Raw genomic sequence first — 26,600 nt, forward strand, 5'->3', positions numbered from 1 at the left:
GCGCTTGGCGTCTCGCGCCGATCCATCCAGATCCTGCCTGGCACACCCGAAGCTTTTCGGGCCCAAAGAGACACGCCCGGAACCGGCTGTCCGGCACGTCTGGTCGCGTTTCAAAAAAATGATCGCACCGCGGTCAATAGTTCCGCGCCTTCTGCCCGGCCGTGTTACCGTGCCCGGATGCCGCTTGCAGTCGGGGGGAAGGCATTGAACGCATTGAAGGAACATCCGGTTTTCGGTTTTGTCGACTGGTGCCTGCGTGGCATCGGGCAGGTCGTGTTTCAGAACAATCCGGTCTCGGGCCTGATCATCCTGGGCGCGCTTTTCTTCAATTCGCCGATCTATGGCGCCATTGCCGTTTTCGGAGTGGTCATCTCCACCGCGACGGCGGTTCTGCTGCAGGCGGACAAGGGGCTGATCCGCGACGGGCTGTTCGGCTTCAACGGAGCGCTTGTCGCGCTGGCGCTGATTGCGTTTACAAGCGAGGATTTTCACTACGGCGCTGTTCCGTCCGTTTATCTGACGGTCTATATCGCGTTCGGTTCCGCCATGACGGCCATGGTCTTCACCAGTCTTGCAAACCTGCTTGGCCCGCATAGGGTCGCGCCGCTGACAATGCCGTTCGTGCTGGTCGGCTGGCTGTTCCTGTTTGCCGTCCTGAAGTTCCACAGCATCGATGCCGGCCCACTCGCCAAGCCCGTCTCGCCCACCCAGTATGACGGCACGGTCCAGTACACTCTCGCGACCTGGTACAAGGGCATCGGTAATGCCATCGGCCAGATCTTCTTTCAGGACAACTGGATCAGCGGATATCTGATCGTGCTCGGCATTGCGTTGAATTCGCGCATCAGCGCGATCATGGCGCTGCTCGGGGCCAATGTGGCAGCCTTTGTTGCCGTTGTTTACGGTGCGCCGGAAGGGGCGATCAGTGACGGTCTCTTCGGCTATAACGCGGCCCTGACGGCGATCGCGCTCGGGGGCTTCTTTCTGGTGCTGACGCCAGCCTCTGCCCTCTACACGCTGTTTGGCGTTGTTGTGTCGACCTGGCTCTGGGCGTCCGTCGCGATCTTTCTGGAGCCCATCGGCATGCCGGTGCTCACCTCGACCTTCGTGATCGTGACCTGGCTGATGCTGATCGGCGTCAACGGATTTGCGGCCCTTGTTCCAGTTGCTCCGGCTGACGCCGTTACGCCAGAGGCCAACCGCAGGCGTTATTTTAAGGGGTTGCGGGAAGGCTGAACCGGCAGACAGGTCAGGCTCCATGCAGGCCGAGAGGGCTGGGCTTGGATAGGTTGATACCTCCGACCAGCCTGTCATCCTTCTCTAGCCCCTCCAGTTTCTTGATGCTGCCTATTTGGGGCTCTCCGATCCCGAAAATTCGCGTCGCTGCGTCCGGGATGACGATCGAGAGGGAGGCGTGTGAGCGGGGCTTTATTGAGTGGCTCCGCTCACATTTCTCATGACGTCAGCCTCAGACTTTCAGAAAACAGCCGTTCTCCGTGTGGGAGCGTTCGGCAAGGTCGAGGGCGACCTGAAGCCGGGCGCCGTGGTCGAAATCGGGGTCGGCCGGGGCTCCGGTCAGGATAGCGGCGGCAAACCGCTGGTAGACTGTCGGAACAGCGCCAACCTCGATGTCAGTCCAGGTCGCAGAAGAAAGATCTTCGCCCTGGCAGATGCGCAGGCCTTCGATGCCCTTCTCGAAACGCACTTCCAGGCCGCCCTTGTCGCCATAAAGGCGCAGGCGCAGGTCGTTCAGATGGCCGGAGGCAAACCTGGTGGCGCTGATCGTGCCGAGCGCGCCGTTTTCAAGCTCGGCCTGCAGGGTGGCGCTGTCGTTGGCATCGAGCGTGTATTCGCCGATCCTGCCGCCCTCTGCCTTGTCAAAGGTCTTCAGCCGGCAGGAAAGTTCGCTCACCGGGCTGCCGGCGGCGAAGATGACGAAGTCGAGGATATGGATGCCGACATCGCCGAGAACGCCCTTGGAACCGTGCGCGCTCGACAGGCGCCAGAGCCACTGGCTCTCGGTCTTCCAGTCCCCCCACGCCGGCTGCGTCAGCCAGCTTTGCAGGTAGGAAGCCTCGAAGTGACGAAGCGCACCGATGGCGCCACCCGCAACCAGCTCGGCGGCCTTTTGCAGCACGGCAACATTGCGATAGCTCAGGTTGACCATGCCGATCAGCTTCTTCGCGTGGGCGAGATCCGCCATCTCCCGGGCGTCGGCAGCGTTGGTCGCCAGCGGCTTTTCACACAAAACGTGCTTGCCCGCGGTCATCAGGGCCATCGTGGTCGGATGGTGCGCCGCGTCCGGCGTCACGTTTGCCGCAGCGTCAAATTCGCCCCAGGCAATTGCCTCTTCCAGCGTTGCGAAGCGGTTCGGAATGGCAAAGGTGTCGCAGAACTGGGTGAGCACGTCCGGGCGCTGGTCGACGCCGCCGACGATTTCAACGCCGTCGATCGTTGAAAAGGCATCCGCATGGGTACGCGCCATGTTGCCGGTGCCGACTATCAGGATCCGGAGAGGGTGTGCAGCAGAGGTCACGGGGATCTTCCTCAGCGTTTGAGGGCAGGACGGACCGGCGAAAGTCTGCCGGTCCGGAAGGGAAAGTGGATCAGCGGAAACCTTCTTCGCCGTCGGCGTGCAGCTTCGGGCCGCGTTCCTCGATCTTTTCGGGAGCCGCTTCCACCGGAACATTGGGTGCAATGTTCGGATCGGCGATCCGGGCCATCGGGTTGAACGCCCATTTGACGCCGTTCTTCAGCACCGTCTGCACATGGGTATTGTGATAGGTCGGATAGGTTTCGTGCCCCGGGCGGAAGTAGAAGACGTTGCCCGCGCCGCGCTTGTAGGTGAGGCCCGAGCGGAAGACCTCGCCGCCCTGGAACCAGCTGATGAAGACCGTCTCCAGCGGTTCCGGCACACCGAAGGGCTCACCGTACATTTCTTCCATCTCCAGCTCGAAGCTGTCGGGAAGACCGTTGGTGATCGGATGGTTGCGGCTGGTCACCCACAGGCGCTCGCGCTCCCCGGCCTCGCGCCAGGTGAGATTGCACGGGCTGCCCATCAAGCGTTTGAACGGCTTGGCGAAATGGGCCGAATGCAGAAACACCATGCCCATGCCGGACCAGACGGCGTCGCAGACGCGCTCCACCACTTCATCGGAAACGTCGCCATGGGCGGCGTGACCCCACCACAACAGCACATCCGTTTCGGCAAGGCGTTCCTTCGTCAAACCGTGTTCGGGTTCCTGCAAGGTAGCGGTGGTGGCGGTGATTTCGGGATCGGTGTTCAGCGTATCGGCAATGCACTGGTGCATGCCGTCCGGATAGACACCCGCGACGATCTTGTTGTGCTGTTCATGGACGTTTTCGCCCCAGACCACGGCTCTGATCGGCATTTCAGCCTCTCCCGTTCTTCAGATGTTGGCAGAATTGTTGGCGAGCTAAGGATAGAAAGCGCTTTCTTTTGAAAAGTTCCTCCAAAGCGCTTTGGATAGCGCTAGCACCGAGGTTTTGTGCTGTCAATCGGAGGGGCTGTAATATTCGATCACAGTTCTCGCCGGTTGCTCTCCGGCCGGTACGCTCCGCGTCGTCGACAGATGTCCGTCGTTCAGGGCGGGGCCTCAGGGGCGGACACTGCCGAGGCAAAGAAGGAGCCGATCGGAACGAGAAGCCTGGGGCTGTGACCCACCGCCGCATTTCCAGTCAGGTCAGTTCATGAAAACATACCATATGTTATGGTTTGTTTTGGAGGAGTGGTGAAATGAATGGTCTATTGCTTGCAGCCGCGGGTCTTTCGGCTGCCGTCTGTCTGCTGCATACATTCGCAGGGGGGCGGACGATCGCCGTACCGCTGCTGAAAGCGTCGGATCTCCACCCGGTGCCGAAATATGTCGCCTATTACTGCTGGCATATCGTGACAATCGTTCTGGCAATGATTGCCGTCATGTTTGCCGTCGCGGGTGTGCGGGCTGAAAGCCTCGATCTCGGCTTGGTGGCGACCGTGTTGACAGCTTCTTTCTGTCTGCTGGGCCTTGCAGTGCCACCGCTGAAGAAGCAGAAATACAGCCAGATGCCGCAGGGCTGGCTGTTTCTGCCGATTGTCCTGCTGGGTGGTCTTGGTATTCTGGGCGGAGTGAGTTGATCTGAGGAAGCGTTTCGGAAAATCGGACTGGCTTGATCTCGGTCTGACACAGCTTGCAAAGGATGGGCCGGCGGGACTGACCATCGAGGCTCTCTGCACCGCAGCAGACCGCACGCGCGGCTCGTTCTATCACCATTTTCAGGATCACGGGGCTTTCGTCGAAGCCCTGATGCTTGCCTGGAAACAGCGGCACACGCTCGACATTGCCGAACAGGCGCTGGCCGAAAAAGGGGATCTGCGGGCGCAGAAGCTGTCGGATCTCGCCAATCGTCTGGACCACCGGCTGGAGCAGGCCGTGCGCCAATTCGCGCAATCAGACCTTCGGGCGCAGGAGATCGTCCGAGACGTCGATGATTTGCGAACCGGGTTTGTCGCGCGGCTTTACGAAGCCGGAGGGATGGAGCCTGCGCTTGCAGCAGATGTTGCCAAAATCGAATACGCGGCTTTTGTCGGCAGCCAGATTGTCTGGCCGGATATGCCGGCAGATGAGCGTGTTGCCCTCGATCGGCGCTTTGCGCAGCTGGTTGCAATGGCGACAGAAACAGGGTCGAGAAAGTAATCCTCGACCGGAGAGCCATAAAAAAATCCGGGCGCTCCTAGCGCGCCCGGGGTAATGTGGAGGCTGTTGGTGCCTCAGTAGCCGGCGGAAAGCGCGCCGGGGCGCCGCGGGTCGGAAGCCCCCGCCAGAACACCGTCAACGAGCATGATCGACTGGGTCGACCCCATGGCGTTCTTGACTTCCACCTTGTGCCCACGGGCTTCCAGCAAGCGGATCGTGTCCGGAGAAAGACCTTCCTCGATGCGGATTTCATCCGGCAGCCACTGATTGTGGATGCGCGGAGCAGCCGTCGCCTCGGCGATGTTCATGCCGTGATCGACAACGTTGAGGATGATCTGCAGCGTGGTGGTGATGATACGGCTGCCGCCTGGCGAACCGGTGGCAAGGAACAGCTTGCCGTCCTTGAACACCAACGTCGGGCTCATGGACGAAAGTGGCCGCTTGCCGCCCTCAACCGCGTTGGCCGTTCCGCCGATGAGGCCATAGGCGTTGGGCACGCCGGGCTTTGCGGAAAAGTCGTCCAGTTCATTGTTGAGCAAGACCCCCGTACCATCGGCGGTCAGGCCGACGCCGTAGGAGAAGTTCAGCGTGTAGGTGTTGGAGACCGCATTGCCGTCCTTGTCGACAACGGAATAATGCGTGGTCTGGTTGCTTTCATAGGGGAAAGGATCGCCGGGCTTCACCTCTTCGGAAGGCGTTGCCACATCCATCTTGATGGATTTCACCAGTTCAGCGGCATAAGCCGGATCGGTCAAACCCTTTACCGGAACATCGACAAAATCCGGGTCGCCCAGATACTTGGAGCGGTCCGCGTAGGCGCGCCGCATGGTTTCGGCCATCACGTGGATGCTGTCTGCAGAGTTCGGACCATATTCGGCAAGCGGATAGCCCTGCAGCATGTTGAGGATCTGCACGATGTGCACGCCGCCGGAAGACGGTGGGGGCATCGATGCGATTTCATAGCCGTGGTAGCTGCCCACGACGGGGTCGCGCCAGACCGGTTTGTATCCGGCCAGGTCTTCCGTGGTCATGCCGCCTCCGGAGGCAGTCACCTTCTGTGCGATCTTTTCGGCAACTTCACCGGTGTAGAACCCGGCTGCCCCCTTGTCGGCGATCAGTTTCAGCGTTGCGGCAAGATCCGTCTGCTTGAGTGTCTCGCCCGGTACGAACGGCAGGCCGCCGGTCTTGTAGAAGATCGCGGCGGTGGCCGGGTCCTGAAGAAGGCGCTTTGCGGATGCGGTCAGCGATGCCGCGAGATCCGGTGTCACTTCGATGCCGTTTTCCGCAAGGTCAATGGCAGGTGCGACCAACTCTGCCCAGGTCAGCTTGCCGCTGCCGTGTTTTTCAAAGGCTTCGGCAAAGCCGGCGACCGTGCCCGGCACACCGACAGCAAGACCGGAAAAGCGGGATTTCTGGTTATCGGGTTCGCCGTCTTCTCCCAGGAACATATCCTTGAAGGCTGCGGCAGGTGCCATTTCCCGATAGTCGAGCGCCTTGGTGTCGCCGCTGTCCGCCAGGTGGATCATCATGAAACCACCGCCCCCCAGGTTGCCGGCGCGCGGCAGCGTGACGGCAAGCGCGAAGCCGGTGGCTATGGCGGCATCGACTGCGTTGCCACCTTTCTTCAGGATGTCGACACCGACGCGGCTTGCGACGGCTTCCTGGCTGGCAACCATGCCGTTCTGCGCCGTTTCAGGCTGGAAGCGGTCTTTCAGCGAATAGATCGGCGAATCCTGCGCGGCGAGAGGTGCCGCGATGCCGACAACAAGGGCGGTCGCCAGGGAAACCGCGGCAAAGCTGGATTTGAGAAGATGTTTCATGTGTCTCTCCGGTCGCCTGGATGGCGGGAGTTGGCAAGTGGAGGGCAGGACGCGCAACGGGCGTGGCGCTCTGTCCGACAACTTTAAGTCGTTCTTGATTCAGCGCAAGGCTAGATGATGAGATAGGCTGCAGTCTTGAAGGGACAAGCTGCACGTGGGCCAGAACGCGACTGGTTGAAGGAGGATTCATGAGCAAGGCAATTGCCGTTTCGAAACCGCGTCTCCATTCGGGTGTGCGATCATTCCTGGGTGGGGTCACCCTGATGGCCGTCGCCGCCCTCTCCGGTGCGAGTGCTGCCGAGGCGGGCGATGCTGCTGCCGGCAAAGCGCTGGCGCTGCAATGGTGCTCTGCCTGCCACCTCGTGTCTGAAGACCAGGATCGCGCCTCCAGCGCGTCGCTGCCAAGCTTTTATGACATTGCGAAGGATCCCGGCTGGACGGAAGAAAAACTTGCGACCTTCCTTGCCGATCCCCATCCGCAAATGCCGAACATGACCCTCGGCAACATCGAAATCGCCAATCTCGCCAGCTACATCGAATCCCTGGCGCCCTGAGGTTCTTCGCTACACCAGACCTCGTTGCGAGGGGGGCACGAAGCCCGTCCTTCGAGACTGCACACTCGTGCCTCGTCAGGACGTGGTCTAAGGGCACCGCAAGATTTGCCACTGGTCCCTTAAAACTCGAACTCGGCCAGCATCGCGGCGTGGAAGGATCCGGCATAGGCGTCTTCATCCGCGTCGAAGACTTCATCCGGAAGACCGACATTGAACACCTTGAAGTCAACCGTTCGGTGGGCGACGGATGCGCTGGCCAGAATGTGGTCCAGAGCCTGTCCCTTGCCCTTGTGAATGACGGTCTGGCGCTTTTCCGGCGGCAATGAAGCGTCCAGCTGGTAGAGGCGGCGCGCGGCAAGTTGCGGCGAACAGGTGTCGTCCGGGTCGGCGCGCAGCAGCCTCAAGGTTCCGGTTTCCCCGGTCGCGTTGAAATCACCCGCCAGGACGATCTGGCTATCCTCGTTTGCATCGAAAAGGTCTTCCACCGCAAGGCGCAGTTCGAGTGCCTGGGCGGTCTGTTTCAACACTGATAGCTGATACCCTTCCGCCCATGCGGAAACGGATGTCCACGTGCGGTCCTCTGCCTTGCCACCGCGTATCATCGCGGCGATAGGCGCCCGCAAATGAACGCAGAAGACGTGCAGGGGGCGGCCGGTGCCGATGTCGATTTCCACCTGCAGAACGGGCCTGTCGAACAGGATCGTCTGCGGGCTGCGATAGGCCGGTACAGCGGTTTTGGGCTGCCAGTGCGGCGGGTGGGCATGTGCCTGGTAAAGACTTAAGCACCTGGTTATCGGAAAGCGCGAGAGAACCACCAGGTTATGGCGGTCGCCGGGACCTTTCCCCGAAGGTCGTTCGCTGGTTGCCCGGTGAAATTTCTCGTACGGCGTTCCCTCCAGAAGAAGTTCCAGCGCCTGGAACTGCCGTGCTGAGACACCTTTCCGTTTCTGCGCGTTGACTTCCTGCAGACAAAGGATGTCGGCCTCAAGCTCCAGAATCTTTGGCCGAAGCGCGTCCAGCCGGGGTGTCAGTGCGTCCGGATCATGCCGGTCCGCACCAAAGGATTCCATGTTGAAAGTGGCAAGTCTCATTCAGCAGGCCCGAAGCTGGAAAGCGTACCTGAAACCATAGCCGCGCATCGGGCCAAGTGGTAGAGAGCGCAGATGCAGGAATGAGCCGACCAAAGACGGGGAGAGGCAAATGAGCGGAGAGGGATGCCCCTGTGGCAGCGGCAAGGGGTTCGATCTGTGCTGTGAACCTTATCTTGCCGGAAAGGCCCTGCCCGAAACCGCAGAGGCCTTGATGCGCTCGCGTTACAGTGCTTACGTCCGGCAACTCATTCCGTATCTGAAGGAAACGCTCTGGCCGAAGTATCAGCCGAGTTTCGATGCGCAAGGCACGGCGCGCTGGGCAGCGGAAAGCCACTGGACGGGCCTCAGTGTGTTGGCCACCGACAAGGGCGGGCCTGCCGACAGGGACGGCACCGTTCTTTTCGAGGCAAAATACCTGTCCGCCGGCAAGCTTCACGTGCACCGCGAACTGAGCCGTTTTCGCAAGAAAAGCGGTCGCTGGTATTACGTGGAAGCCGTGCCGGAATAGGTCGGCTGGCTGTCTTCATTTTTGACTTTGAAAAAAATCGTCCGGTCCCTGCGATTGGCGGCGGGAGCAGGGACCGGACCAATTTGCAGATAGAAGGGGAGGCAGCCCTCAACATCCGCAACAAGGAGATCGGGAAAGCCCGCGGCAGGGTCAGCCGAGGGTGGTCGACAGGGTCGAATCGAATCTCGTTCTCGATTTGTTCTCATTAGCATGATTCCCGGTGCCGGTGTCAAGCAGGGAAGCTGTCTTCATGGATGTCCGAACGCTGAGAACGGAATTGGCAGGATAGAAGGTAAAATCAACGTCTTGACCAACTTTCCATCGTCCTCACACATCTGTGAAACGTTGCTGGCTGCGTTTGACTGATCGCCATAGAATATTAAGTCACTCATGTCACAAATACGGAAGAGTACTCATAAGGGACCCCTACGTGCGTTTTTCCGCCAACTCCTGGACCAAGCGTTTGCAAGGCATCGCCTCGCCTCTGGGATTGGGGAAGGGTGCTGATCAGATCCTGGAGTTCCTCAAGGGAAGTGGAAGCGAACGGCACGCTGCGGGCCGGATGGCGGTATCGACCTTTGCGGTGCGGATCGCCGGTGCAGCGCTCGCCTATCTGTCGCAAATCGTGCTCGCGCGCCTGTTGGGGGCGCATGACTATGGCCTCTATTCGGTTGCCTGGACTTTCGTGATCGTTCTGGGTGTCATGGCCTGCGGCGGCTTTTCCACCTCTGCCAGCAGGTTCATCCCGCAGTATCTGCAGAACCGGGATATGGCGCGCCTGCGCGGGTTCTTGCGAACGAGCCGGCAAATGGCGTTTTTTCTCGGGGGAGCTGCGGCGGTCATAGGCATCGGCTGTCTCGCCCTGTTTCGCCCGCTTATTGATACGTCCTATTTCCAGCCCTTGTCGGTCGTCCTGCTGGCGCTGCCCTTCTTTGCTTTCGGATTGGTGCAGGACGGTATCGCACGCAGCTACGACTGGTCGTCGCTGGCAATGCTGCCAACCTATATCTGGCGGCCGCTGGCGATCCTGTTCCTGCTGGTCGGTGCCGTTCTGGCCGGGTTTCGGCCCGATGCACTGACAGCTGCCATCGTGGCCGTCGTGGCAACGGCGCTGGTCGCGCTTTACCAGTTTGTGCATCTTCGCAGGCGGCTGGGCCCACGCGTTCCGAAGGGGCCGTACAAGGTCGAGTTCAGATCCTGGCTGGCGGTGTCCATGCCGATGCTGATGGTCGACGGTTTTCTGCAGCTGATCACCAGTGCTGACGTGATCATGGTGAGTTTCTTTCAGGATCCGGACGAGGTTGCGGTCTATTTCGCTGCATCTAGAACCCTGGCGCTGGTGCATTTTGTCTATTTCGCCGTAAGGGCCGCCTCGGCGCATCGCTTCTCCAGCTACACTCACAATCAGGATCTTTCGGGGCTTGCCGGTTACATGCGGCAGGCAACTCTCTGGACCTTCTGGCCGTCTGTGGCCGCGGGCGTTGGGTTGCTTCTGATCGCGCCGCTTCTGCTTGCTCTTTTCGGCAGCGACTTTGAAAGCGGCTACGAGCTGATCGCCCTCCTGATGATCGGCGTGCTTGCGCGCGCATCCGTCGGTCCGGCCGACGCGCTTCTGACGATGACAGGGCACCAGAACACCTGCGCCGGCATTTATGCCGGGACATTTGTTCTCAATGTCGTCCTCAATCTTGTTCTGATCCCGCTGCTCGGCCTTGCCGGAGCGGCCATTGCCACAAGTCTTGCGATCCTTTTTGAGGCCACTGCCCTTGCGGTTGTGGCAAAACGGAAGCTCAATATCACGACGTTCGTTTTGCCCTTGCTTTTCGCCAGGAACCGTCCGGTTGACCAATGATACGCTCTCTTCCGTGCAGCTCAAGGTCTTGTCCCTCGATCCGTTGAGCGCCGCCATACCGCTTGAGGACTGGCAGACGCTTTGTGCGGCTGCCCTCAGTCCGAACCCTTTCTTTGGTCCGGATTTCCTCCGTCCGTTTCTGGAAAAGATGAGCAAACAGGCGGTGCGACTTGTCGTGGTCCGGGAGCAGCCGGGTGGCCGCTGGCTGGTGGCGGCCCCCGTCGGCCGACGTCGTTTTGGATTGGCCGTTGCGGTCAATACCACCTGGGCAAGCGAATACGCGCCGCTCGGAACACCGCTGATCCACCCGGACGCAAGTGCCGAGGCAATCGCCGCATTCATCAATGCCGGCAGAGAGCCCGGGAATGCGCTCGCCATCCCCTATCTGCCGCTTCATTCCCAGTCGGCAACGCGCTTGAGGGCGGTGGGCGCGGGAAAGAAGTCGGTTCTGGCGAAGTCCTTCCGGGCGAGCCACGGCGCCGGAGCGACAGGCAAGTCACAACTTGCCGAGGCCGACAGCGGCAAGAGGCACAAGGAAATGCGCCGGCTGATGCGCCGGCTCGGTGACCACGGCAAGACCAGCTTCCGCAGTCTGTCCGGATCTGATGCCATTGCCGGGTTCGAAGCCTTTCTGGAGCTCGAGGCCTCCGGCTGGAAGGGCCGGTCCGGAACCGCGCTGGGCAGCCAGTCCGGGACGGCGGACTTCGCCCGCACGGCCGTCGCCAATCTGGCAAGTCGCAACGGGGTCCGGATCGACCAGCTCTGGTCGGGACAGACACTGGTTGCCGCCCTGGTGCTGTTTCAGCAGTCCGGCAAGGTGTATTCTTGGAAGATCGCCTTTGACGAGGAGTATGCCCGCTATTCTCCCGGAGCCCAGATCGCGCTGCAGGCCTTGAAGATCAATCTGGCCATTCCTGGCTTCAGGGGAGCGGATTCCCTGGCCATTCCCGGGCATTCGATGATCGAGCCCTTGTGGCGAGGCCGGCTGGAAACCGGCACGATGCTTTTTGCCGATGGCCTGAAGCGGTCGTTGTGCAAGACGGACCTGAAGTTTGAACAAGCCCTGCGCCGAGCTGCTCGGACGCTGAGAAAGCGCCTGCGCGCCTGAAACAGGCGAAGCTAGCCTTCAACGCTCTCCAGGTCCCGCAATTTCCTGCGAATGATCTTGCCGGTGGTGGTCATCGGCAACGAGGTGACGAATTCGATTTCCCGCGGATATTCATGGGCCGAAAGACGTTCGCGGACGAAAGTGCGGATATCGTTTTCCAGATCCGTACTTTTTTCCGTGCCCGGCTTCAGGACGATGAAGGCCTTGACGATTTCCGTGCGCAGCGGATCCGGTTTGCCGACAGCCGCGGCAAGCGCGATCGACGGATGCTTCAGCAGGCAATCCTCGATCTCGCCGGGGCCGATCCGGTAGCTTGCCGAGGTGATGATGTCGTCGTCGCGGCCAACGAAATGGACATAGCCGTCCTCGTCCATCAGGCCCTGGTCGCCGGTGATCATCCAGTCTCCGATGAACTTCTCCCGCGTCGCCTCCGGCTTGTTCCAGTATTCCAGAAACATTACCGGATCCGGCCGACGGATGGCGATCTGGCCGAGGGTTTCTGCCGGCAGCTCATTGCCTTCATCATCGATGATCGCAACCTGATGGCCAGGCGTTGCCTTGCCGATGGCGCCAGAGCGGCTGACGCCAAGTGCGGCCGCAGAACCGAGCACCGCGTTACATTCCGTCTGGCCATAGAATTCATTGACGTTGAAGCTGAATTCCGCAGCGAACCAGTCATAGGTTTCCCTACCGAGGGATTCTCCGGCAGAGCCGACGCTGCGCCAGGTGAGGTCGAAGTGCTCGGCCGGGCGCTCCACAGCGCGCAGCATCTTCAAAGCCGTCGGCGGAATGAAGGCATTGCGGATCTTCTGTCTTTCAAGAAGATGGAAGGCGAATTCCGGGTCGAACTTGCGAGACGCGTGGCAGACCACCGGCACACCGAGAGACAGAGCCGGAAACAGCGCATTCAGCAAGCCGCCTGCCCAGGCCCAGTCTGCGGGCGTCCAGAGCAAGTCGCCTTCACGGCCGAGTAAATTCTGCGAAAGCTCGATGCCGGGCATATGGCCGAGCAGCACCCGGTGGCCATGCAACACGCCCTTGGGCTGCCCCGTGGTGCCGGATGTGTAGATCATCAAAGCCGGATCGTCGGGTGTGGTCGCAAGGGTCCGGTAGGTGTCGGACGCCTTGTCCAGCAGATCGTCAAACCCGAACACGCCGGTTTCCGATCCGTCGACCGAGATCACCAGATCGAGGCCGGGCAGGTCAGCCCGGATTTCCGCAAGCTTTGCCAGGCCGGCCGTGTCTGTCACCAGAACGCGGGCGCCGGAATCTGAGAGCCGGTAGCGCAGCGCCTCCAGCCCGAACAGGGCTGCCAGAGGCACTGCAATTGCGCCGGTCTTGTAGGCCGCCAGATGTGCGATGGCAGTTTGTGGGATCTGCGGCAGAAGCAGGGCAACCCGGTCGCCGCGGTTGAGCCCGAGGCCTTCAAGGGCGTTGGCAAGGCGATTGGCCGCCCGGTTCAGCGCAAGATGGCTCCAGTCCCGGCAGGAACCGTTCTCGAGAACCTGACGGATCGCGAGGCGCTCCGGGTCTCTTGCAGCCCATTCATCGCTGACGGCTGTGGCCATGTTGTAGGTTGCGGGCCGAGGCCAGCGGAATGTCTCTCTCAGCGCGTCGTAGTTGCCAGTAGGCTGCAGCATTTCAGAGCGTCCGGTGCTTCAATTTTGAGCAGCGGAGTGTAGGGCGGTCATTGCTGCAGCGCAATAGAGCCGAAATCCATCCTTTGAAAGCAGCGATGAAATCCTTAACCGGACTTCTGAAACACGCTGGCAAGTGTGGTTGGAATAATATCTTATACTGTCATTATTCCTTATAAATTATCGATTGTCCGAGTGGGTCAGTCATGCGCGATGGTCCTGAAATCGTTAACGCCCGCTGCGTGAAACAGGGGCATAACGCCACCATTCCGGTTGGCCTGCGACTGCGATTTTGTGGTGAGAAAATCAGCATCCGGTAGCAACGTATTCACTAATAAATGCGAGATTTCCTTAACTTATGAGGATCAAAATCCCGCCAGGATAAAAAATAGTCCGGCTGGGGACCTGTAGATCCATGAAGATGTTTGGGCAGTCCGCGCTCGCTCGTGTCGGCGCGCTTTCCGTGAAACTGAAAATCCTTTCTCTGAGCCTTCTGACCGCAATCGGCATGTTGTCGATCGGCGGGGTGTTCTGGTGGAGCCAGAACGAGGTGGCCGGAGCCTTCAACAAGCTTGATCAAAGCGCGGGACTGGCGCGCAGCGTCGCCGATCTTTCAGATATTGCGAACGGCATGCGCAACATCGGCAAGGGGTACCTGGCGCGGCCGGAGGAAAAGGATCACGAGCTTTTCGAGGCCAAGCTCAGTGAGGCGCATGGGGTTCTGGATGACATCTCCGCCAAGCCTGTTGCCGCAGCCTTCAATGCGGAGATCGCAGACGTTCGTGACACGCTTGACGGGGCGTCGGGTGCTTTTTCGTCGCTCAATACCGTTCAGCGGGAAATCGGCTTCAATTCCGAAACAGGCCTTCGAGCAACTCTCAGCGAAAACGCCGACGAGGTGCTGAAGCGCCTGAAGAAGGAAATGCGCTTCGGTGGCGGTCCGGACTTCGAGAAGATGGTCACCACCATGCTCGATGTTCAGTTGTCGGAAAAGAAATTCATTCTCGACCGCAACGACGTTGCCCTCGGCAACTTCGAGGTGGCATTCGGTCGGTATGAGCGCCTGTTGAAGAAGGCTTATCTGCCGAACGAGATCAAGGAAGACGTCGGCACCAAGATGGCGATCTACCGGGAAGCGTTCGACGCCTACACGGCGGCTGTCGCCCAAAAGGACAAGTCGATCGAACTTCTGGAAACGCTGTTCGATCTGGTGCCGCCACGCCTGGAAGCGCTCAACAACGCCGCGCGCGAAGCCGAACTGGCAGCCGAGCAGGATCTTGAAACCGTCCGGGCCTACTCGACCCTCGCCGTCGTCAGCGTGATCGCCGCTTTCCTGGTGTCCGGCGTCCTGGCCGGAATGCTCATCGGCCGGTCGATCGCCAATCCGCTTTCGCGTCTCCAGAACGCCATGGAAGAACTGGCGTCCGGGCATGTGGACGTCAATCTGCCTGCCGCCAAAGGCAGTGTCGAAATCGCCGCCATGGCACGCACCGTTTCCGTTTTCCAGGAAAACGCTGTCGAACGGCAGCGCCTCGCGGCCGCATCGGAAGAAGAAAACGCGCAGCGCGACGCCCGTGTGGCCCGTCTTGAATCACTGATCGCCAATTTCGAGGCAACGGTCGGGCAGGCTCTGGAAAGTCTCGACCGGTCTACCTCTGACCTGACGCAGACCTCTGCCGCCGTCGAAGCCGCAGCGGACGATGTTGCCCAGCAGGCAGACCGGGCCGGCAACGCCGTACGGGTGGCTGCTGAAAACGTCAACTCGGCCGCATCGGCCAGCGAGGAACTGGCAGCGTCTATCAACGAGATCTCCAACCAGGCGTCAAACTCCACGACGGTGGCCAAGAAGGCGGTTGCCAGCGCGGAAGGCACATCCCAGACCATGGGGCAACTGTCCCGCGCGGCCGACCGGATCGGCGAAGTCATGGGGCTGATCCGCGATATCGCCAATCAGACCAACCTCCTGGCGCTCAACGCTACCATCGAGGCTGCACGGGCAGGCGAGGCCGGCAAGGGCTTTGCGGTCGTGGCCGCCGAAGTGAAGCAGCTTGCGGACCAGACCTCGCGTGCGACGGAAGATATCGCCAGCCAGGTGGAAGCAATCCAGATGTCGTCCAGCCATGCGCTTGAAGCGATCGATGAGGTGACCGGTATCATCTCCGAAATGGAAGGCCTGGCCTCGGCCGTGGCATCGGCCGTCATCCAGCAGGATGCCGCGGTTCAGTCCATCGCCAAGAACGTGGTCGATGCCTCGACCCGCTCGCATGAAGGGGCCGAATGCATGACCGCGGTTGGTTCCGCCACCGAACACGCCCGGGCAACCGGTGGCGAGGTCGAGCAACTGGCAACGTCGCTGTCCGAACAGGCGGCCCTTATCCGCAGCGAGATCTCCAACTTCCTTTCCGGTGTTCGCGCGGCCTGACCGTGAGACATCACGACGAACAAGGCCAGCCTTCCGCCAGGAAGGCTGGTATTTTTGTGTTTCGCGAAGTTGTGGCTGCGGAAAGAATTACTTCTTCGCAAGGGGATGTGCACTTTCCACCAGTTCGCGCAGGCGCTCGTCCAGGACGTGGGTGTAGATCTGCGTCGTGGAAATGTCGGCATGGCCCAGCAACTGCTGCACCACTCTGAGGTCGGCACCGTTCTGCAACAGGTGGGAAGCGAATGCGTGGCGCAGCACGTGCGGGGAAATCTTGCCGGCATCGAGACCGGCGGCGACGGCAAGGTCCTTCAGGTCTCGTGCAAAATGCTGGCGCGTCAGGTGTCCGCTGTCGCCATGGGAGGGAAACAGCCACGGGCTTTTTTCGTATGCCCCTTCGGCAGCACGCAGACCGACGTAGTCCTTCATGGCAGCCTGGGCAGCGCGGGACAGCGGCACCAGCCGCTCCTTGCCGCCCTTGCCCCTGATTTCGATCAGGCGGGCGTCCCGGAGCGCAGCGGTAACCGGCAGGGCAACCAGTTCCGAAACGCGCAGGCCGGTCGCATAAAGCACTTCGATAAGTGTGTACATGCGCTGCGTACGCAAGCGTGCCGCCGCGCTTTTCTGGGGCTTTTCGGTTTCCGCCCTGGCGGTTTCGATCAACCTGTCGACGTCTTCCATCGACAGCACCTTGGGCAGGCTCGCGCGCTTTTTCGGGGCGGACAATGTGCGGGTCGGGTCGTCTTCCCGGGAGCCCTCCGCGTAAAGGAACTTGTAGAACTGCTTCAGCGCGGACAGGCGTCTTGCCTGCGAGGTCTCGGCAAATCCGCGCCGGTTGAGATCGCCCAGGTAATCCGAAATGTCTTCGGATTGCGCTGATGCAAGGGTCTTTCGGCCGAGGAAGCCTGAAAAATCCTCCAGGTCGCGGCGGTATCCGGCCAGCGTGTTTTCTGCCGCGCCGCGTTCGGCGGCCAGCATTTCGAGGAAGTTTTCAAGATCGAACCCGGTTGCCATTGCGTATGCCTTCGCAAAGGACCTGAAACTTGTCCCGTTGATGACCCGCCATTTGAAAGCGTGTGCTAGCGGCCAAAGCCGTCTTTCTTCACCCTTACCTCGATTTCCCGTTCACGCGGATCGACAAGGTTGGCCAGGGAGTAGATCGCGCCATAACCGAGCGCGCCGAGCAGCAGCAGCACGAGCAACAGGCGGGTCAGGGTCGGCACGTCGGCTGTCTCCAGGTCAGGGCGTCGGTCCGCTCACGGGCAAGCGAATCGGATAGGCGATTGTTTCAACAAGGCGGGGGCGCATGCAAGGCAAAGCAGCAGTCCGGCAGGCGGAGTTCCCCCGTGTCTTTTTTGACGAATATGCTAAAACGCCGCCATGACAGAACACGACAAGGCGCGGTCTTCCGAAGGAGGATCCGCGGAGACAGACGTAAAACCCGTTGATCTGGCCCGCCTGGTAGCTGCCCTGGGGCATCGGTCCATCGTTCTGGTGGGAATCATGGGCTGTGGCAAGTCGACCGTCGGCAAGCGGCTGGCGCACCGGCTGGGCCTTGAATTTGTCGACGCCGATACCGAAATCGAGCGCGCGGCCAACATGAGCGTGGCGGAAATTTTCGCCGAACACGGCGAGCCTTATTTTCGCAGCGGTGAAGAACGGGTGATCGCCCGTCTTCTGCGTGAAGGGCCGCAGGTGCTGGCAACGGGCGGCGGCGCTTTCATGAGCGAGGCAACGCGGGCGGAAATCGCCGAGCTTGGCCTGTCCATCTGGCTGAAAGTCGATTTCGACACGGTCATGGCACGGGTCCGGCGCAGATCCACGCGTCCGCTGCTGCAGAACCCCGATCCCGAGGGAACGATGCGCAAGCTGATGGCTGACCGCGAGCCCGTCTATGCCAAGGCGGCGCTGACGGTCACCTCCAAGGACGTTCCGCATGAGGCGGTGGTCGATCAGATCGTCGCCACCCTTGCGGATCACCTGTTCGAACGCGAGGCCACCAGCGCCGCGCAAACATCAATGACCTGAATTTAGAAGCGTGACGGCATGGTAGACACGGTAGTGGCAAAAGCATTGTTGGGCCGGGACGAGAAAATCGTCCGGGTCGATCTTGGCGCGCGCAGTTACGACATCAAGATCGGTCGGGGGCTGCTTGAAGGAGCGGGAGCTGAAATCGCCGCCGTTATGCCCGGCGCACGTCTTGCGGTCGTTGCCGATGAAACCGTTGCGGGTCTTCATCTGAAGGCTTTTTCGCAGAGCCTCAAGGCCGCCGGTCTGGAGCACACCGCCATCACGGTGCCGGCAGGCGAAAGCACCAAATGCTTCCGTGAATTCGAGCGCCTGTGCGACGAGGTTCTGGCCGCCCGGCTGGAGCGCGGCGATGCGGTCGTCGCCCTTGGCGGTGGTGTCGTCGGTGACCTGACGGGCTTTGTCGCCTCGGCCGTGCGCCGTGGCATGGCCTTCATTCAGGTGCCGACCACGCTTCTTGCCCAGGTCGACAGTTCCGTCGGCGGCAAGACCGGCATCAATTCACGTCATGGCAAGAACCTGATCGGCGCTTTCCACCAGCCCGCCCTGGTGCTGGCCGATACCGCCATACTGGACACGTTGCCGCTGCGCGACTTCCGCGCCGGTTATGCGGAAGTCGCCAAATACGGGCTCCTGGGTGATGCGGATTTCTTCGCCTGGCTGGAGACCAACTGGCAGGCGGTTTTTGCAGGTGGCGCGGAACGGGACGAGGCCGTCGCAAGGTCCTGTCAGGCAAAGGCGGATGTGGTTGCTGCCGACGAGCTGGAATCCGGCCGCAGGGCGCTCCTCAATCTGGGTCACACGTTCGGCCACGCCCTGGAATCGGCGGTCGCCTACGAGACCGAGCGTCTGGTCCATGGCGAAGGCGTTTCCATCGGCATGATGCTGGCACACGAATTCTCTCAGCGCCTCGGCCTGATTGGCGAGGACACCGTCGAACGTGTCCACAAGCATCTGAGCGATGTCGGCCTGCCCGTGCGGGTGCAGGACATCCCCGGTCAGCTGCCGCCGGCTGAAACGCTCATGGATATCATCGCGCAGGACAAGAAGGTCAGCCGGGGGGCGCTGACCTTCATTCTGACGCGCGGTATCGGCGAAGCCTTTGTCGAAAAAGGCGTCGATCCCGCACTGGTCTCTGACTTCCTGAAGGAGAAACTCGAGGCATGACGGAAACGGCTCTCTGGCTGGCGATTGTCGCCATCTTCGTTCTCCTGTTCCTGTCCGGCTTCTTTTCCGGTTCGGAAACGGCACTCACCGCCGCATCGCGCGCGCGCATGCACCAGATGGAAAAAACCGGCGACTGGCGCGCCCGGGTGGTCAGCCTGCTGATCGCCAACCGGGAACGTCTGATCGGCGCGCTGCTCCTGGGTAACAACCTGGTCAACATTCTGGCGTCTGCGCTGGCAACCAGTGTGTTCCTGTCCCTGTTCGGCGACGCTGGCGTTGCGCTTGCCACCCTGGTGATGACCGCCCTCGTTCTGGTTTTTGCCGAAGTGCTGCCGAAGACCTGGGCCATTTCGAATCCGGAGCGGTTTGCGCTGGCGGTGGCGCCGATCGTGCGGTTCGTGGTGGCCGTGTTCGGTCCGATCGTGGTCGGGGTGGAGTGGATTGTCCGCAACATCCTGAAGCTGGTTGGCGTCAATATCGGCGACGACACCTCGATCCTGTCGCCGCATGAGGAACTGCGCGGCGCCGTCGATCTGCAGCATATCGAAGGTGGCCTGGAAAAGGGTGAGCGCGACCGCCTCGGCGGTTTGCTCGACCTGGCAGAACTGGAAGTCTCGGACGTGATGGTTCACCGCACCAACATGGTGGCGCTGAATGCGGACGATGCGCCGGACAAGCTGGTGAACGCCGCATTGGCATCGCCCTATACCCGCCTGCCGCTCTGGCGCGGGGAGAGCGATAATTTCGTCGGCGTGCTGCATGCCAAGGATCTGCTGCGTGCGTTGCAGGCGGCCGGTGGGGATGCTGCGAAGATCAACGTTCTGGATATCGCTGCCCCGGCCTGGTTCGTTCCCGACACGACCTCGCTTCAGGATCAGCTCAATGCATTCCTGCGGCACAAGTCCCATTTCGCGCTCGTGGTTGACGAGTATGGCGAGGTGATGGGCCTGGTCACGCTGGAAGACATTCTGGAAGAAATCGTCGGCGAGATCGCCGATGAGCACGACGTGGAGCTGGAAGGCCTGCGGCCGCAAGCTGATGGCTCGGTGATTGTCGACGGCTCGGTGCCGATTCGCGACCTCAACCGCGCTGCCGACTGGAGCCTGCCGGACGACGAGGCGACCACAATCGCCGGTCTGGTCATTCACGAAGCGCGGATGATTCCGGACGAGCGCCAGATCTTCACCTTCCACGGCTTCCGCTTCACGGTGCTGCGGCGGGAGAAGAACCGCATCACGCGGCTGCGCATCATGCCGCTTGGCCAGATACCCGGCGTCAAGATGCCGGCCGGAGCTGCCCAGGCCGTTGCGGGCGCGGCTGCGAAAGCGGGCGGTTGAGCAAGGCGCTTGATCGTTGAGCGAGTTAAGGGGCGCGTGTTGTCTTCAGCTGTGCTTGTGGATGCTTGCATCTGTTAACTTATAGAGTGCGTAAGAAAACAAATCTCAGGATTGCTCTGCTAAGTACGGCGTATACAAGTAGAACTGAAGAAAAAAATATGCTGGCTAGAGCGATATTGGTGACCTCGAAAAGAGTAAGGAGCTCTGTTATTGCTGCCAATACGATCAGGGTAGATAGAAACAACACGCAGCAGCGCAAGAGATATTTCGTTGAAATCGCGCTAAGGGTTGTTTTGACAATGAAATATCTTTTCACGTTTCCGAAAATCAGAAACAGGCTGAAAGTTGCGGCGAGTGATAAGCATCCGTAGTGTAAAAGTATTTCGTTAAATGAGAACGGTAGATCGTAGATCAGCATTGATGCCGAATATACTAAAAATAAACATATAACTACCGTGAGGCAGCTTATGTAATTTGCTGTTTGTCTTAGTTCATCCATCGGGGTAATTAAGCGAATCTCATTCTGGGCGTTGAACTTCGATCGCTAAAGCGTGCACGGTGGTCGCCAGTTCATGGGAGAGCGTCTCGTTGATCGCTCGATGTTGTGCAACCCGGTTCATGCCTTCGAAGGCGGCTGCGGCGATCTGTACCCGGAAGTGGGTTTCGCCGCCCTCGCGCCAGCCTCCGTGGCCCCTGTGCTTTTCCGACTCGTCGATGACGTTCAGAAAAGACGGCGAGAAGGCTGCGGAGAGTTTGTCGGTGATCGTCTGCTTTGTGCTCATGTGTCTCACTTGGCGTAGCTGTTTTCGAAGTTCAAGTCTTTCGTGGTCCGGCCCTGCCTGATACAGTGCCGGGCTCTTCGACTTCCGAAATCCGGTGCGGGGAAATTAGCTTTGGATACCGGGACAATGCAACGGCCTGCGGCTTGCCCGTCGGCCCTCACACTTCAATATTCTGGCGTATGAAACTGGACTCAAAACTCTTTGACAGCATCCGCGTGAAACCGGACAAGGAACGGGCCGAGCAGGACCGCCATCCTTCGTGCGACCATCCGGGTTGCAAGCGGCCAGGCACGCACCGGGCGCCGAAAGGGCGTGACCGGGAGGGGCAGTATTTCAATTTCTGCGTTGACCATGTGCGCGAATACAACAAGTCCTACAACTATTTTACAGGTATGGGCGACGACGACGTGCGCACCTATCAGAAGGACAGTCTGACGGGGCACCGGCCGACCTGGAAAATGGGCGTAAACCGGCAGGCAGCCGAGGGGCCGGACGGGTTCGACGCCCGCTCCAGCATGCGCTCCAATGCGCAGCGGCGCACCGAGCAAGTTCGGCGCCCGCGCGAAAGAAAGCTACTAACGCTTGAAAAACGTTCCCTGGATGTGCTCAATCTGCCTTACACAGCCCGTGGCGCCGAAATCAAAGCGCGCTATAAGGAGCTTGTTAAATTGAACCATCCGGATGCCAATGGCGGTGACAGGTCTTCCGAAGACCGCCTGCGGGAAATCATTCAGGCGTATAACGTTCTGAAAAAAGCCGGTTTCCTTTAGAGCCTGCAGGGTCCTGCCGGCTTTTCCCAAACGACCCTTCCCGAACTTCCGGGACTGCGGAGGACTGATGACTGAGACGACGACTGCGGCCATGGCCATGCCGGACACTGAAATTTCCGTAGAAGAGGTTTTCGGTTTCAAGTCCGACCTCAAGGTACCTGCATTTTCCGCGCCGTCAGAACATGTGCCCGAGCGTGACGAAGACTACCTGTTCGACCGCGCGACCACGTTGGCGATCCTGGCGGGTTTTGCTCATAACCGGCGCGTGATGGTGACCGGGTATCACGGTACCGGTAAATCGACCCACATCGAGCAGGTGGCGTCGCGTCTCAATTGGCCGTGTATCCGCGTCAACCTGGACAGCCATATTTCCCGTATCGATCTGGTCGGCAAGGACGCGATCGTGATCAAGGACGGCAAGCAGGTTACCGAGTTTCGCGACGGGATCCTGCCCTGGGCCTATCAGCACAATGTCGCGTTGGTCTTCGACGAATACGACGCCGGCCGTCCGGACGTAATGTTCGTGATCCAGCGTATTCTGGAATCTTCCGGCCGCCTGACGCTGCTCGACCAGAGCCGGGTCATCCGTCCGCATGCCGCCTTCCGGCTGTTCGCCACCGCCAACACGGTCGGTCTCGGCGATACCTCCGGTCTTTATCACGGCACGCAGCAGATCAACCAGGCGCAGATGGACCGCTGGTCGATCGTCACCACGCTGAACTACCTGCCGCATGACAACGAGGTGGATATCGTTCTGTCGAAGGCCAAGCACTTCCAGTCGGACGAAGGCCGCAACACCGTTTCCAAGATGGTGCGCCTGGCGGACATGACCCGGAACGCCTTCATCAACGGCGACCTGTCCACGGTCATGAGCCCGCGTACGGTCATTACCTGGGCGGAAAATGCCCAGATTTTCGGCGATGTCGGCTTTTCCTTCCGCCTGACCTTCCTCAACAAGTGCGACGACATGGAACAGTCCCTGGTGGCAGAGTTCTATCAGCGCTGCTTCGGTGAAGATCTGCCGGAATCCTCCGTCAACGTAGTCATGAGCTGAGGTCCCGATGGCACCGCGGCCGGGTCACAATTCCCTTCCGGGCAACAAGCCCGCACCGAGCACCGAGCCATTCAAGCAATCGGTGTCCGGTACCATGCGGGCGATTTCCGGAGAACCGGAACTGGAAGTCATCTTTTCCGGTGACCGGCCCGGTCTCAGCGGCATGTCCGCGCGCTTGCCCGAGCCTTCGCGCAAGATTAACCCGCGCGAGATCGCGATCACCCGTGGCCTGTCGGACAGCATCGCCCTGCGCATTGCCTGCCACGACAAGGCTGTTCATTCCAAGAACATGCCGCAGGGCCCGGACGCGCGGGCGATCTTCGAAGCAGTCGAACAGGCCCGCTGCGAAGCCGTTGGCGCACGCCGGATGCAAGGGGTTGCCGATAACCTGTCGGTGATGCTTGACGACCGGTTCCGCAAGTCCGGTGCGCCGGATATCTCCAGCCGGGAAGAAGCACCGCTGCAGGATGCCCTGTCCCTGCTGGTGCGTGAACGCCTGACCGGCGCGAAGCCGCCGGAAAGCGCGACAAAGCTCGTCGACATGTGGCGTGGCTGGATCGAGGACAAGGCCGGTGCCGACCTCGACAGGCTGGAAGCCGAAGTCGAGGACCAGAATTCCTTCGCGGCCCGTCTTCGCGACGTCCTGAAATCGCTCGACATGGGCGATGAGCTTGGCGATCACGACCAGGACATGGACCCGGAAGAAAACGAGGACCAGGGCAACAACGACGAAGCTGAATCGGGCGACGACAGCGAAGAAGATTCCGGCGAACAGGAAGCCTCTCCGCAGGAGATGGAACTTTCCGGCGAAGAGCAGGAAAGCGGCGATACGGAAGCCGCCGAAGCCGATATGGAAGACTTCGCCGATCAGGACATGTCGGAGGATACCGAGGAACCGGGCGAAAGCGACCGGCCAGATACGCCGTTTTCCAACCGGCCGGAATCCGACTACCGCGTGTTCACCACTCAGTTTGACGAGACGATTACCGCTGAAGAACTTTGCGACATGGCGGAGCTTGATCGTCTGCGCGGGTTCCTGGACAAGCAGTTGACCCACCTGCAAGGGGCCGTGGCGCGCCTTGCCAACCGGTTGCAGCGCAAGCTGATGGCGCAGCAGAACCGGGCCTGGGACTTCGACCTTGAAGAAGGGCTTCTGGACACCGCCAGGCTGACCCGTGCCGTAACCGATCCGATGGCCCCGCTTGCCTTCAAGCAGGAGCGGGACACCAATTTCCGCGACACGGTCGTGACTCTGCTTCTGGACAACTCGGGATCCATGCGCGGGCGTCCGATCACCGTTGCCGCCACTTGTGCCGACATTCTGGCGCGCACGCTGGAGCGTTGCGGCGTGAAGGTCGAGATCCTCGGCTTCACCACCAAGGCCTGGAAAGGCGGCCAGTCGCGGGAGAGCTGGATCGGTGCGGGCAAGCCACCGACACCTGGCCGGCTCAACGACCTGCGCCACATCATCTACAAGTCCGCGGATGCGCCCTGGCGCCGGGCCCGGCGCAATCTCGGCCTGATGATGCGCGAGGGCCTTTTGAAGGAAAACATCGACGGCGAAGCCCTGCTGTGGGCTCATGACCGGCTGATGGCGCGGCCCGAACAACGTCGCATCCTGATGATGATTTCCGACGGCGCGCCGGTGGACGACACCACGCTCTCGGTCAACCCGGGTAACTATCTGGAGCGCCACCTGCGCTACGTCATCGAGGAAATCGAGACCCGGTCACCGGTCGAGTTGATCGCCATTGGTATCGGACATGACGTCACGCGCTACTACCGACGGGCGGTCACCATTGTCGATGCCGAAGAACTGGCGGGTGCCATGACCGACCAGCTTGCCAACCTTTTCGACGACGAGGTGGACACCTCCTTCAACACGCGTGGCCGCCGTTGCCGCGCGGGTCATCGTTAGTCGGCAGGATCTGGAAAACATGGGAGCAGAAAGGCGTCTTTCGGCAGGCAGCTTCGCGCTGGCTGCCGTCTTTCTCTCCACTTTCTGGCTTGCTGCGCCCGCCGCCGCCGGGGCGCCGGAGCTGCTTTCGGATGGACAGCCGGTCAAGGCCCGTACCCGGTCCATCGACACATTCCGCATAGGGCTTGCCGATACGGCTTTCGGCAAGCTGACTTTTCTTGGCGGTCTGGAGCTGATAGCCGCGGACCGCAAGGTCGGCGGGCTTTCCGGTCTGATCAGTCTGGACGGGGGAAGTGCGTTTCTGGCGGTCACCGACAACGGACATTGGGTCAGTGGCCGAATCGGGCAGACAGCGGATGGCAAGCCGACTGAGATCGAAGACTTGCGGTTCGCGCCGCTTTTAGGGGCCGATGGCAAAACGCTCGATGCACGCTGGGGTCATGATACCGAGGCACTGACGCTGTCGGGCTCCGGTCTTTATGTCACTGCTGAAACCCGCAACGCCATCTACCGGTATCCGTGGCCGATTTCGACCGGCAAGGAAAGGATGATCGGTGAAGTCGCGCTGCCGCAGGATATTCGTGATCTGCCGCGTAACACCGGTCTGGAAGCTCTGGCGGCCGGGCCGGAGGACGGCCCGTTGGCCGGCAAGCTCGTGGCTGTCGCGGAATCAGCGCCAAGCGACCTGCATGATCTGTCTGGCTTCATCATTGGTCCGGACGGCACGGAACGCTTCACCATCCGCCGGTATGAGCGCTTCGATGCGACGGATGCGGCGTTTCTGCCCGGTGGCGACATGATTCTGGTGGAGCGCCGCTTCAGCCTGCGTGATCTGATCGGCCTGCGGCTGCGGCGGTTCAAAGGAGCCGACATTGCTGCCGGAGCCGTTCTGGAAGGCGAGTTGCTGCTGGAGGCCGACTTCAACTCCCAGATCGACAACATGGAAGCTCTGGGTATTCACACCAATGAAAACGGTGAAACAATCCTGACGCTTGTCTCCGACAACAACCGTTCGATCCTGCAGAGGACCTTGTTCCTGAGGTTTCGACTGGAAGATTGAGGCGCGGGAGCACTTCTGCCCGGCAAGTCCATCCCCGGACGACCAACTCCGCCTTTTTCGCGCCTGGTGCCTAGGCGGCAGTTCCCTTCGGCATGGCCTGAAACAGGCCGAGCACGATGCGGTAAGGGGCGAGCAGGGCGACGGCAACCAGCATCTTGACCAGGAAGTCTCCCACGGCCAGCGACACCCACAGCAGCGCCTGAGTATCGTCGCTGATGCCCAGGAAGGGCACCGGGAAGGCGAGCGAGCTGTCGTCCATCCCGAACAGGCCGTCGATGAAGGCGAAGCTGGCGGAAAAGGCGATGCCGAAGAACAGGAGCGTGTCGATTACCGAGCCGATGAAGGAAGAGGTGATCGGCGCTTTCCACCAGGCCAGCTTTCGCATGCGGTCGAATATCGTCACGTCCAGCAATTGCGCGACCAGGAACGCCGTGCCGGAGGCGATGGCAATGCGGGGCGTCGCCAGCCAGATCGACAGGACCACGGCAATCAGGAAGCCGGCAATCACAACCTTGCGAGCGGCGGTCGGGCCGAAGCGGCGGTTGGTGAGATCGGTCACCAGGAAGGCGACGGGGTAGGTGAACGCACCCCACGTGAGCGTATCGGCAAGATTGACACCGCCGATGAAATGCTCGACCGGGAACTGGACCAGAAAGTTGGATGCAACGACAACGGCCGCCATCGCCAGAATGGCGACTACGTGATGGCTCGCGGAGAAGGTCCGGGTTTCGGTCATGTGTTCACCTCATAACGACAGACGCCCAACCGATATCGATTGGGCGTCCTGAAAAGGTTCTT

Annotated in this window: 24 protein-coding genes and 1 pseudogene; 16 read left to right on the plus strand and 9 right to left on the minus strand. The window is 60.6% G+C overall.

Translation table 11 applies throughout. The features are described 5' to 3' along the window. Positions 1–177 precede the first annotated feature (177 nt). Positions 178–1,236 (plus strand): urea transporter, encoded by a 1,059-nt coding sequence (locus tag ACYQ6M_RS25110; protein WP_460076245.1) that lies wholly within the window; start codon positions 178–180, stop codon positions 1,234–1,236. A 232-nt stretch (positions 1,237–1,468) separates the two neighbouring features. On the opposite strand, the gene ACYQ6M_RS25115 is transcribed toward ACYQ6M_RS25110, so the two are convergent. Then, entirely contained in the window at positions 1,469–2,536 is a 1,068-nt protein-coding gene (locus ACYQ6M_RS25115; RefSeq protein ID WP_460076247.1) for a Gfo/Idh/MocA family protein, read from the minus strand. Positions 2,537–2,606: 70 nt separating this feature from the next. After that, positions 2,607–3,392: a ThuA domain-containing protein gene (locus ACYQ6M_RS25120; protein WP_023002786.1), complete on the minus strand. Its 786-nt coding sequence runs from the start codon at positions 3,390–3,392 to the stop codon at positions 2,607–2,609. A gap of 365 nt (positions 3,393–3,757) precedes the next feature. Between ACYQ6M_RS25120 and ACYQ6M_RS25125 the strand changes: the two genes are divergently transcribed. The 3 genes and pseudogenes from ACYQ6M_RS25125 to ACYQ6M_RS25135 all read left to right on the plus strand — a co-directional run bounded on the left by ACYQ6M_RS25125 (position 3,758) and on the right by ACYQ6M_RS25135 (position 4,697). Further along, positions 3,758–4,138 carry a hypothetical protein gene (locus tag ACYQ6M_RS25125; RefSeq protein ID WP_152505303.1) on the plus strand — a complete coding sequence of 127 codons (381 nt, stop codon included), beginning with the start codon at positions 3,758–3,760 and terminating at the stop codon, positions 4,136–4,138. 43 nt (positions 4,139–4,181) lie between these two features. Further along, positions 4,182–4,295 (plus strand): annotated as a pseudogene (locus ACYQ6M_RS25130) (TetR family transcriptional regulator); the annotation flags it as partial. Between the two features lie 12 nt (positions 4,296–4,307). Further along, positions 4,308–4,697, plus strand: coding sequence for a hypothetical protein (locus ACYQ6M_RS25135; protein ID WP_228932394.1), 390 nt, complete (start codon positions 4,308–4,310; stop codon positions 4,695–4,697). Positions 4,698–4,771: 74 nt separating this feature from the next. Here ACYQ6M_RS25135 and ggt read toward each other — a convergent pair whose 3' ends face one another. Next, on the minus strand, positions 4,772–6,517 hold the full coding sequence (ggt, locus tag ACYQ6M_RS25140; protein WP_062486562.1) for a gamma-glutamyltransferase: 1,746 nt from the start codon (positions 6,515–6,517) through the stop codon (positions 4,772–4,774). A 188-nt stretch (positions 6,518–6,705) separates the two neighbouring features. On the opposite strand from ggt, the gene ACYQ6M_RS25145 reads away from it, so the two are divergent. Beyond that, positions 6,706–7,071 (plus strand): c-type cytochrome, encoded by a 366-nt coding sequence (locus ACYQ6M_RS25145; protein WP_023002790.1) that lies wholly within the window; start codon positions 6,706–6,708, stop codon positions 7,069–7,071. Between the two features lie 119 nt (positions 7,072–7,190). On the opposite strand, the gene ACYQ6M_RS25150 is transcribed toward ACYQ6M_RS25145, so the two are convergent. Then, positions 7,191–8,162 (minus strand): endonuclease/exonuclease/phosphatase family protein, encoded by a 972-nt coding sequence (locus tag ACYQ6M_RS25150; protein WP_228870919.1) that lies wholly within the window; start codon positions 8,160–8,162, stop codon positions 7,191–7,193. 109 nt (positions 8,163–8,271) lie between these two features. Between ACYQ6M_RS25150 and ACYQ6M_RS25155 the strand changes: the two genes are divergently transcribed. From ACYQ6M_RS25155 to ACYQ6M_RS25165, 3 genes are all read left to right on the plus strand, one after another. Beyond that, complete coding sequence (locus ACYQ6M_RS25155; RefSeq protein ID WP_023002792.1) at positions 8,272–8,670, plus strand: YchJ family protein; 399 nt, start codon at positions 8,272–8,274, stop codon at positions 8,668–8,670. Positions 8,671–9,100: 430 nt separating this feature from the next. Then, entirely contained in the window at positions 9,101–10,522 is a 1,422-nt protein-coding gene (locus ACYQ6M_RS25160; protein WP_209171008.1) for a lipopolysaccharide biosynthesis protein, read from the plus strand. Beyond that, a complete protein-coding gene (locus ACYQ6M_RS25165; protein ID WP_460076251.1) occupies positions 10,512–11,630 on the plus strand; it encodes a GNAT family N-acetyltransferase in 1,119 nt (372 codons plus the stop codon). Before ACYQ6M_RS25160 ends, ACYQ6M_RS25165 begins: the two co-directional genes overlap by 11 nt. Positions 11,631–11,641: 11 nt before the next feature. Here ACYQ6M_RS25165 and ACYQ6M_RS25170 read toward each other — a convergent pair whose 3' ends face one another. Continuing rightward, positions 11,642–13,270 (minus strand): AMP-binding protein, encoded by a 1,629-nt coding sequence (locus ACYQ6M_RS25170; protein WP_460076253.1) that lies wholly within the window; start codon positions 13,268–13,270, stop codon positions 11,642–11,644. A gap of 412 nt (positions 13,271–13,682) precedes the next feature. Here ACYQ6M_RS25170 and ACYQ6M_RS25175 point away from each other — a divergent pair, with 412 nt between their 5' ends. Further along, the gene (locus ACYQ6M_RS25175) at positions 13,683–15,689 is read left to right on the plus strand and encodes a methyl-accepting chemotaxis protein (protein WP_460076255.1); all 2,007 of its coding nucleotides are present in this window, start codon (positions 13,683–13,685) and stop codon (positions 15,687–15,689) included. Between the two features lie 87 nt (positions 15,690–15,776). Here the strand turns inward: ACYQ6M_RS25175 and xerD are convergent, their stop codons facing one another. Then, positions 15,777–16,700 (minus strand): site-specific tyrosine recombinase XerD, encoded by a 924-nt coding sequence (gene xerD / locus ACYQ6M_RS25180; RefSeq protein ID WP_460076257.1) that lies wholly within the window; start codon positions 16,698–16,700, stop codon positions 15,777–15,779. Between the two features lie 65 nt (positions 16,701–16,765). Then, the gene (locus tag ACYQ6M_RS25185; protein WP_167579543.1) at positions 16,766–16,909 is read right to left on the minus strand and encodes a hypothetical protein; all 144 of its coding nucleotides are present in this window, start codon (positions 16,907–16,909) and stop codon (positions 16,766–16,768) included. Between the two features lie 157 nt (positions 16,910–17,066). Here ACYQ6M_RS25185 and ACYQ6M_RS25190 point away from each other — a divergent pair, with 157 nt between their 5' ends. Genes ACYQ6M_RS25190 through ACYQ6M_RS25200 form a run of 3 tightly spaced genes read left to right on the plus strand, consistent with a single transcriptional unit; the run spans position 17,067 to position 20,218 of the window. Next, positions 17,067–17,714: a shikimate kinase gene (locus ACYQ6M_RS25190; protein WP_023002799.1), complete on the plus strand. Its 648-nt coding sequence runs from the start codon at positions 17,067–17,069 to the stop codon at positions 17,712–17,714. 18 nt (positions 17,715–17,732) lie between these two features. Then, positions 17,733–18,881, plus strand: a complete 1,149-nt coding sequence (gene aroB, locus ACYQ6M_RS25195; protein WP_023002800.1) for a 3-dehydroquinate synthase — start codon at positions 17,733–17,735, stop codon at positions 18,879–18,881. Beyond that, positions 18,878–20,218, plus strand: coding sequence for an HlyC/CorC family transporter (locus tag ACYQ6M_RS25200; protein ID WP_055659829.1), 1,341 nt, complete (start codon positions 18,878–18,880; stop codon positions 20,216–20,218). Before aroB ends, ACYQ6M_RS25200 begins: the two co-directional genes overlap by 4 nt. A 518-nt stretch (positions 20,219–20,736) precedes the next feature. On the opposite strand, the gene ACYQ6M_RS25205 is transcribed toward ACYQ6M_RS25200, so the two are convergent. Then, positions 20,737–21,000 carry a BolA family protein gene (locus ACYQ6M_RS25205; RefSeq protein WP_023002803.1) on the minus strand — a complete coding sequence of 88 codons (264 nt, stop codon included), beginning with the start codon at positions 20,998–21,000 and terminating at the stop codon, positions 20,737–20,739. A 179-nt stretch (positions 21,001–21,179) separates the two neighbouring features. Here ACYQ6M_RS25205 and ACYQ6M_RS25210 point away from each other — a divergent pair, with 179 nt between their 5' ends. The 4 genes from ACYQ6M_RS25210 (at position 21,180) to ACYQ6M_RS25225 (ending at position 25,802) form a co-directional block, all read left to right on the plus strand. Further along, positions 21,180–21,770: a DnaJ domain-containing protein gene (locus ACYQ6M_RS25210; RefSeq protein WP_460076260.1), complete on the plus strand. Its 591-nt coding sequence runs from the start codon at positions 21,180–21,182 to the stop codon at positions 21,768–21,770. Positions 21,771–21,837: 67 nt separating this feature from the next. Further along, entirely contained in the window at positions 21,838–22,824 is a 987-nt protein-coding gene (gene cobS / locus ACYQ6M_RS25215) for a cobaltochelatase subunit CobS (RefSeq protein WP_023002805.1), read from the plus strand. A gap of 7 nt (positions 22,825–22,831) precedes the next feature. Beyond that, the gene (gene cobT, locus ACYQ6M_RS25220; protein WP_460076262.1) at positions 22,832–24,742 is read left to right on the plus strand and encodes a cobaltochelatase subunit CobT; all 1,911 of its coding nucleotides are present in this window, start codon (positions 22,832–22,834) and stop codon (positions 24,740–24,742) included. Between the two features lie 19 nt (positions 24,743–24,761). Continuing rightward, complete coding sequence (locus ACYQ6M_RS25225; protein WP_460076264.1) at positions 24,762–25,802, plus strand: esterase-like activity of phytase family protein; 1,041 nt, start codon at positions 24,762–24,764, stop codon at positions 25,800–25,802. Positions 25,803–25,872: 70 nt separating this feature from the next. Here ACYQ6M_RS25225 and ACYQ6M_RS25230 read toward each other — a convergent pair whose 3' ends face one another. Then, positions 25,873–26,538 carry a VUT family protein gene (locus ACYQ6M_RS25230; protein ID WP_023002808.1) on the minus strand — a complete coding sequence of 222 codons (666 nt, stop codon included), beginning with the start codon at positions 26,536–26,538 and terminating at the stop codon, positions 25,873–25,875. Positions 26,539–26,600: the final 62 nt, after the last annotated feature.

The organism is Roseibium sp. ROS1, from assembly GCF_054658215.1.

Excerpts from the sequence above, each read along its gene's own strand:
- ACYQ6M_RS25170 (WP_460076253.1), bottom strand. The coding sequence starts at position 13,270 with ATGCTGCAGCCTACTGGCAACTACGACGCGCTGAGAGAGACATTCCGC.
- ACYQ6M_RS25205 (WP_023002803.1), bottom strand. The coding sequence starts at position 21,000 with ATGAGCACAAAGCAGACGATCACCGACAAACTCTCCGCAGCCTTCTCG.
- ACYQ6M_RS25225 (WP_460076264.1), top strand. The coding sequence starts at position 24,762 with ATGGGAGCAGAAAGGCGTCTTTCGGCAGGCAGCTTCGCGCTGGCTGCC.
- ACYQ6M_RS25210 (WP_460076260.1), top strand. The coding sequence starts at position 21,180 with ATGAAACTGGACTCAAAACTCTTTGACAGCATCCGCGTGAAACCGGAC.
- aroB (WP_023002800.1), top strand. The coding sequence starts at position 17,733 with ATGGTAGACACGGTAGTGGCAAAAGCATTGTTGGGCCGGGACGAGAAA.
- ACYQ6M_RS25125 (WP_152505303.1), top strand. The coding sequence starts at position 3,758 with ATGAATGGTCTATTGCTTGCAGCCGCGGGTCTTTCGGCTGCCGTCTGT.
- cobS (WP_023002805.1), top strand. The coding sequence starts at position 21,838 with ATGACTGAGACGACGACTGCGGCCATGGCCATGCCGGACACTGAAATT.
- ACYQ6M_RS25230 (WP_023002808.1), bottom strand. The coding sequence starts at position 26,538 with ATGACCGAAACCCGGACCTTCTCCGCGAGCCATCACGTAGTCGCCATT.
- ACYQ6M_RS25145 (WP_023002790.1), top strand. The coding sequence starts at position 6,706 with ATGAGCAAGGCAATTGCCGTTTCGAAACCGCGTCTCCATTCGGGTGTG.
- cobT (WP_460076262.1), top strand. The coding sequence starts at position 22,832 with ATGGCACCGCGGCCGGGTCACAATTCCCTTCCGGGCAACAAGCCCGCA.
- ACYQ6M_RS25135 (WP_228932394.1), top strand. The coding sequence starts at position 4,308 with ATGCTTGCCTGGAAACAGCGGCACACGCTCGACATTGCCGAACAGGCG.
- ACYQ6M_RS25200 (WP_055659829.1), top strand. The coding sequence starts at position 18,878 with ATGACGGAAACGGCTCTCTGGCTGGCGATTGTCGCCATCTTCGTTCTC.
- ACYQ6M_RS25190 (WP_023002799.1), top strand. The coding sequence starts at position 17,067 with ATGACAGAACACGACAAGGCGCGGTCTTCCGAAGGAGGATCCGCGGAG.
- xerD (WP_460076257.1), bottom strand. The coding sequence starts at position 16,700 with ATGGCAACCGGGTTCGATCTTGAAAACTTCCTCGAAATGCTGGCCGCC.
- ggt (WP_062486562.1), bottom strand. The coding sequence starts at position 6,517 with ATGAAACATCTTCTCAAATCCAGCTTTGCCGCGGTTTCCCTGGCGACC.
- ACYQ6M_RS25120 (WP_023002786.1), bottom strand. The coding sequence starts at position 3,392 with ATGCCGATCAGAGCCGTGGTCTGGGGCGAAAACGTCCATGAACAGCAC.
- ACYQ6M_RS25110 (WP_460076245.1), top strand. The coding sequence starts at position 178 with ATGCCGCTTGCAGTCGGGGGGAAGGCATTGAACGCATTGAAGGAACAT.
- ACYQ6M_RS25175 (WP_460076255.1), top strand. The coding sequence starts at position 13,683 with ATGAAGATGTTTGGGCAGTCCGCGCTCGCTCGTGTCGGCGCGCTTTCC.
- ACYQ6M_RS25150 (WP_228870919.1), bottom strand. The coding sequence starts at position 8,162 with ATGAGACTTGCCACTTTCAACATGGAATCCTTTGGTGCGGACCGGCAT.
- ACYQ6M_RS25155 (WP_023002792.1), top strand. The coding sequence starts at position 8,272 with ATGAGCGGAGAGGGATGCCCCTGTGGCAGCGGCAAGGGGTTCGATCTG.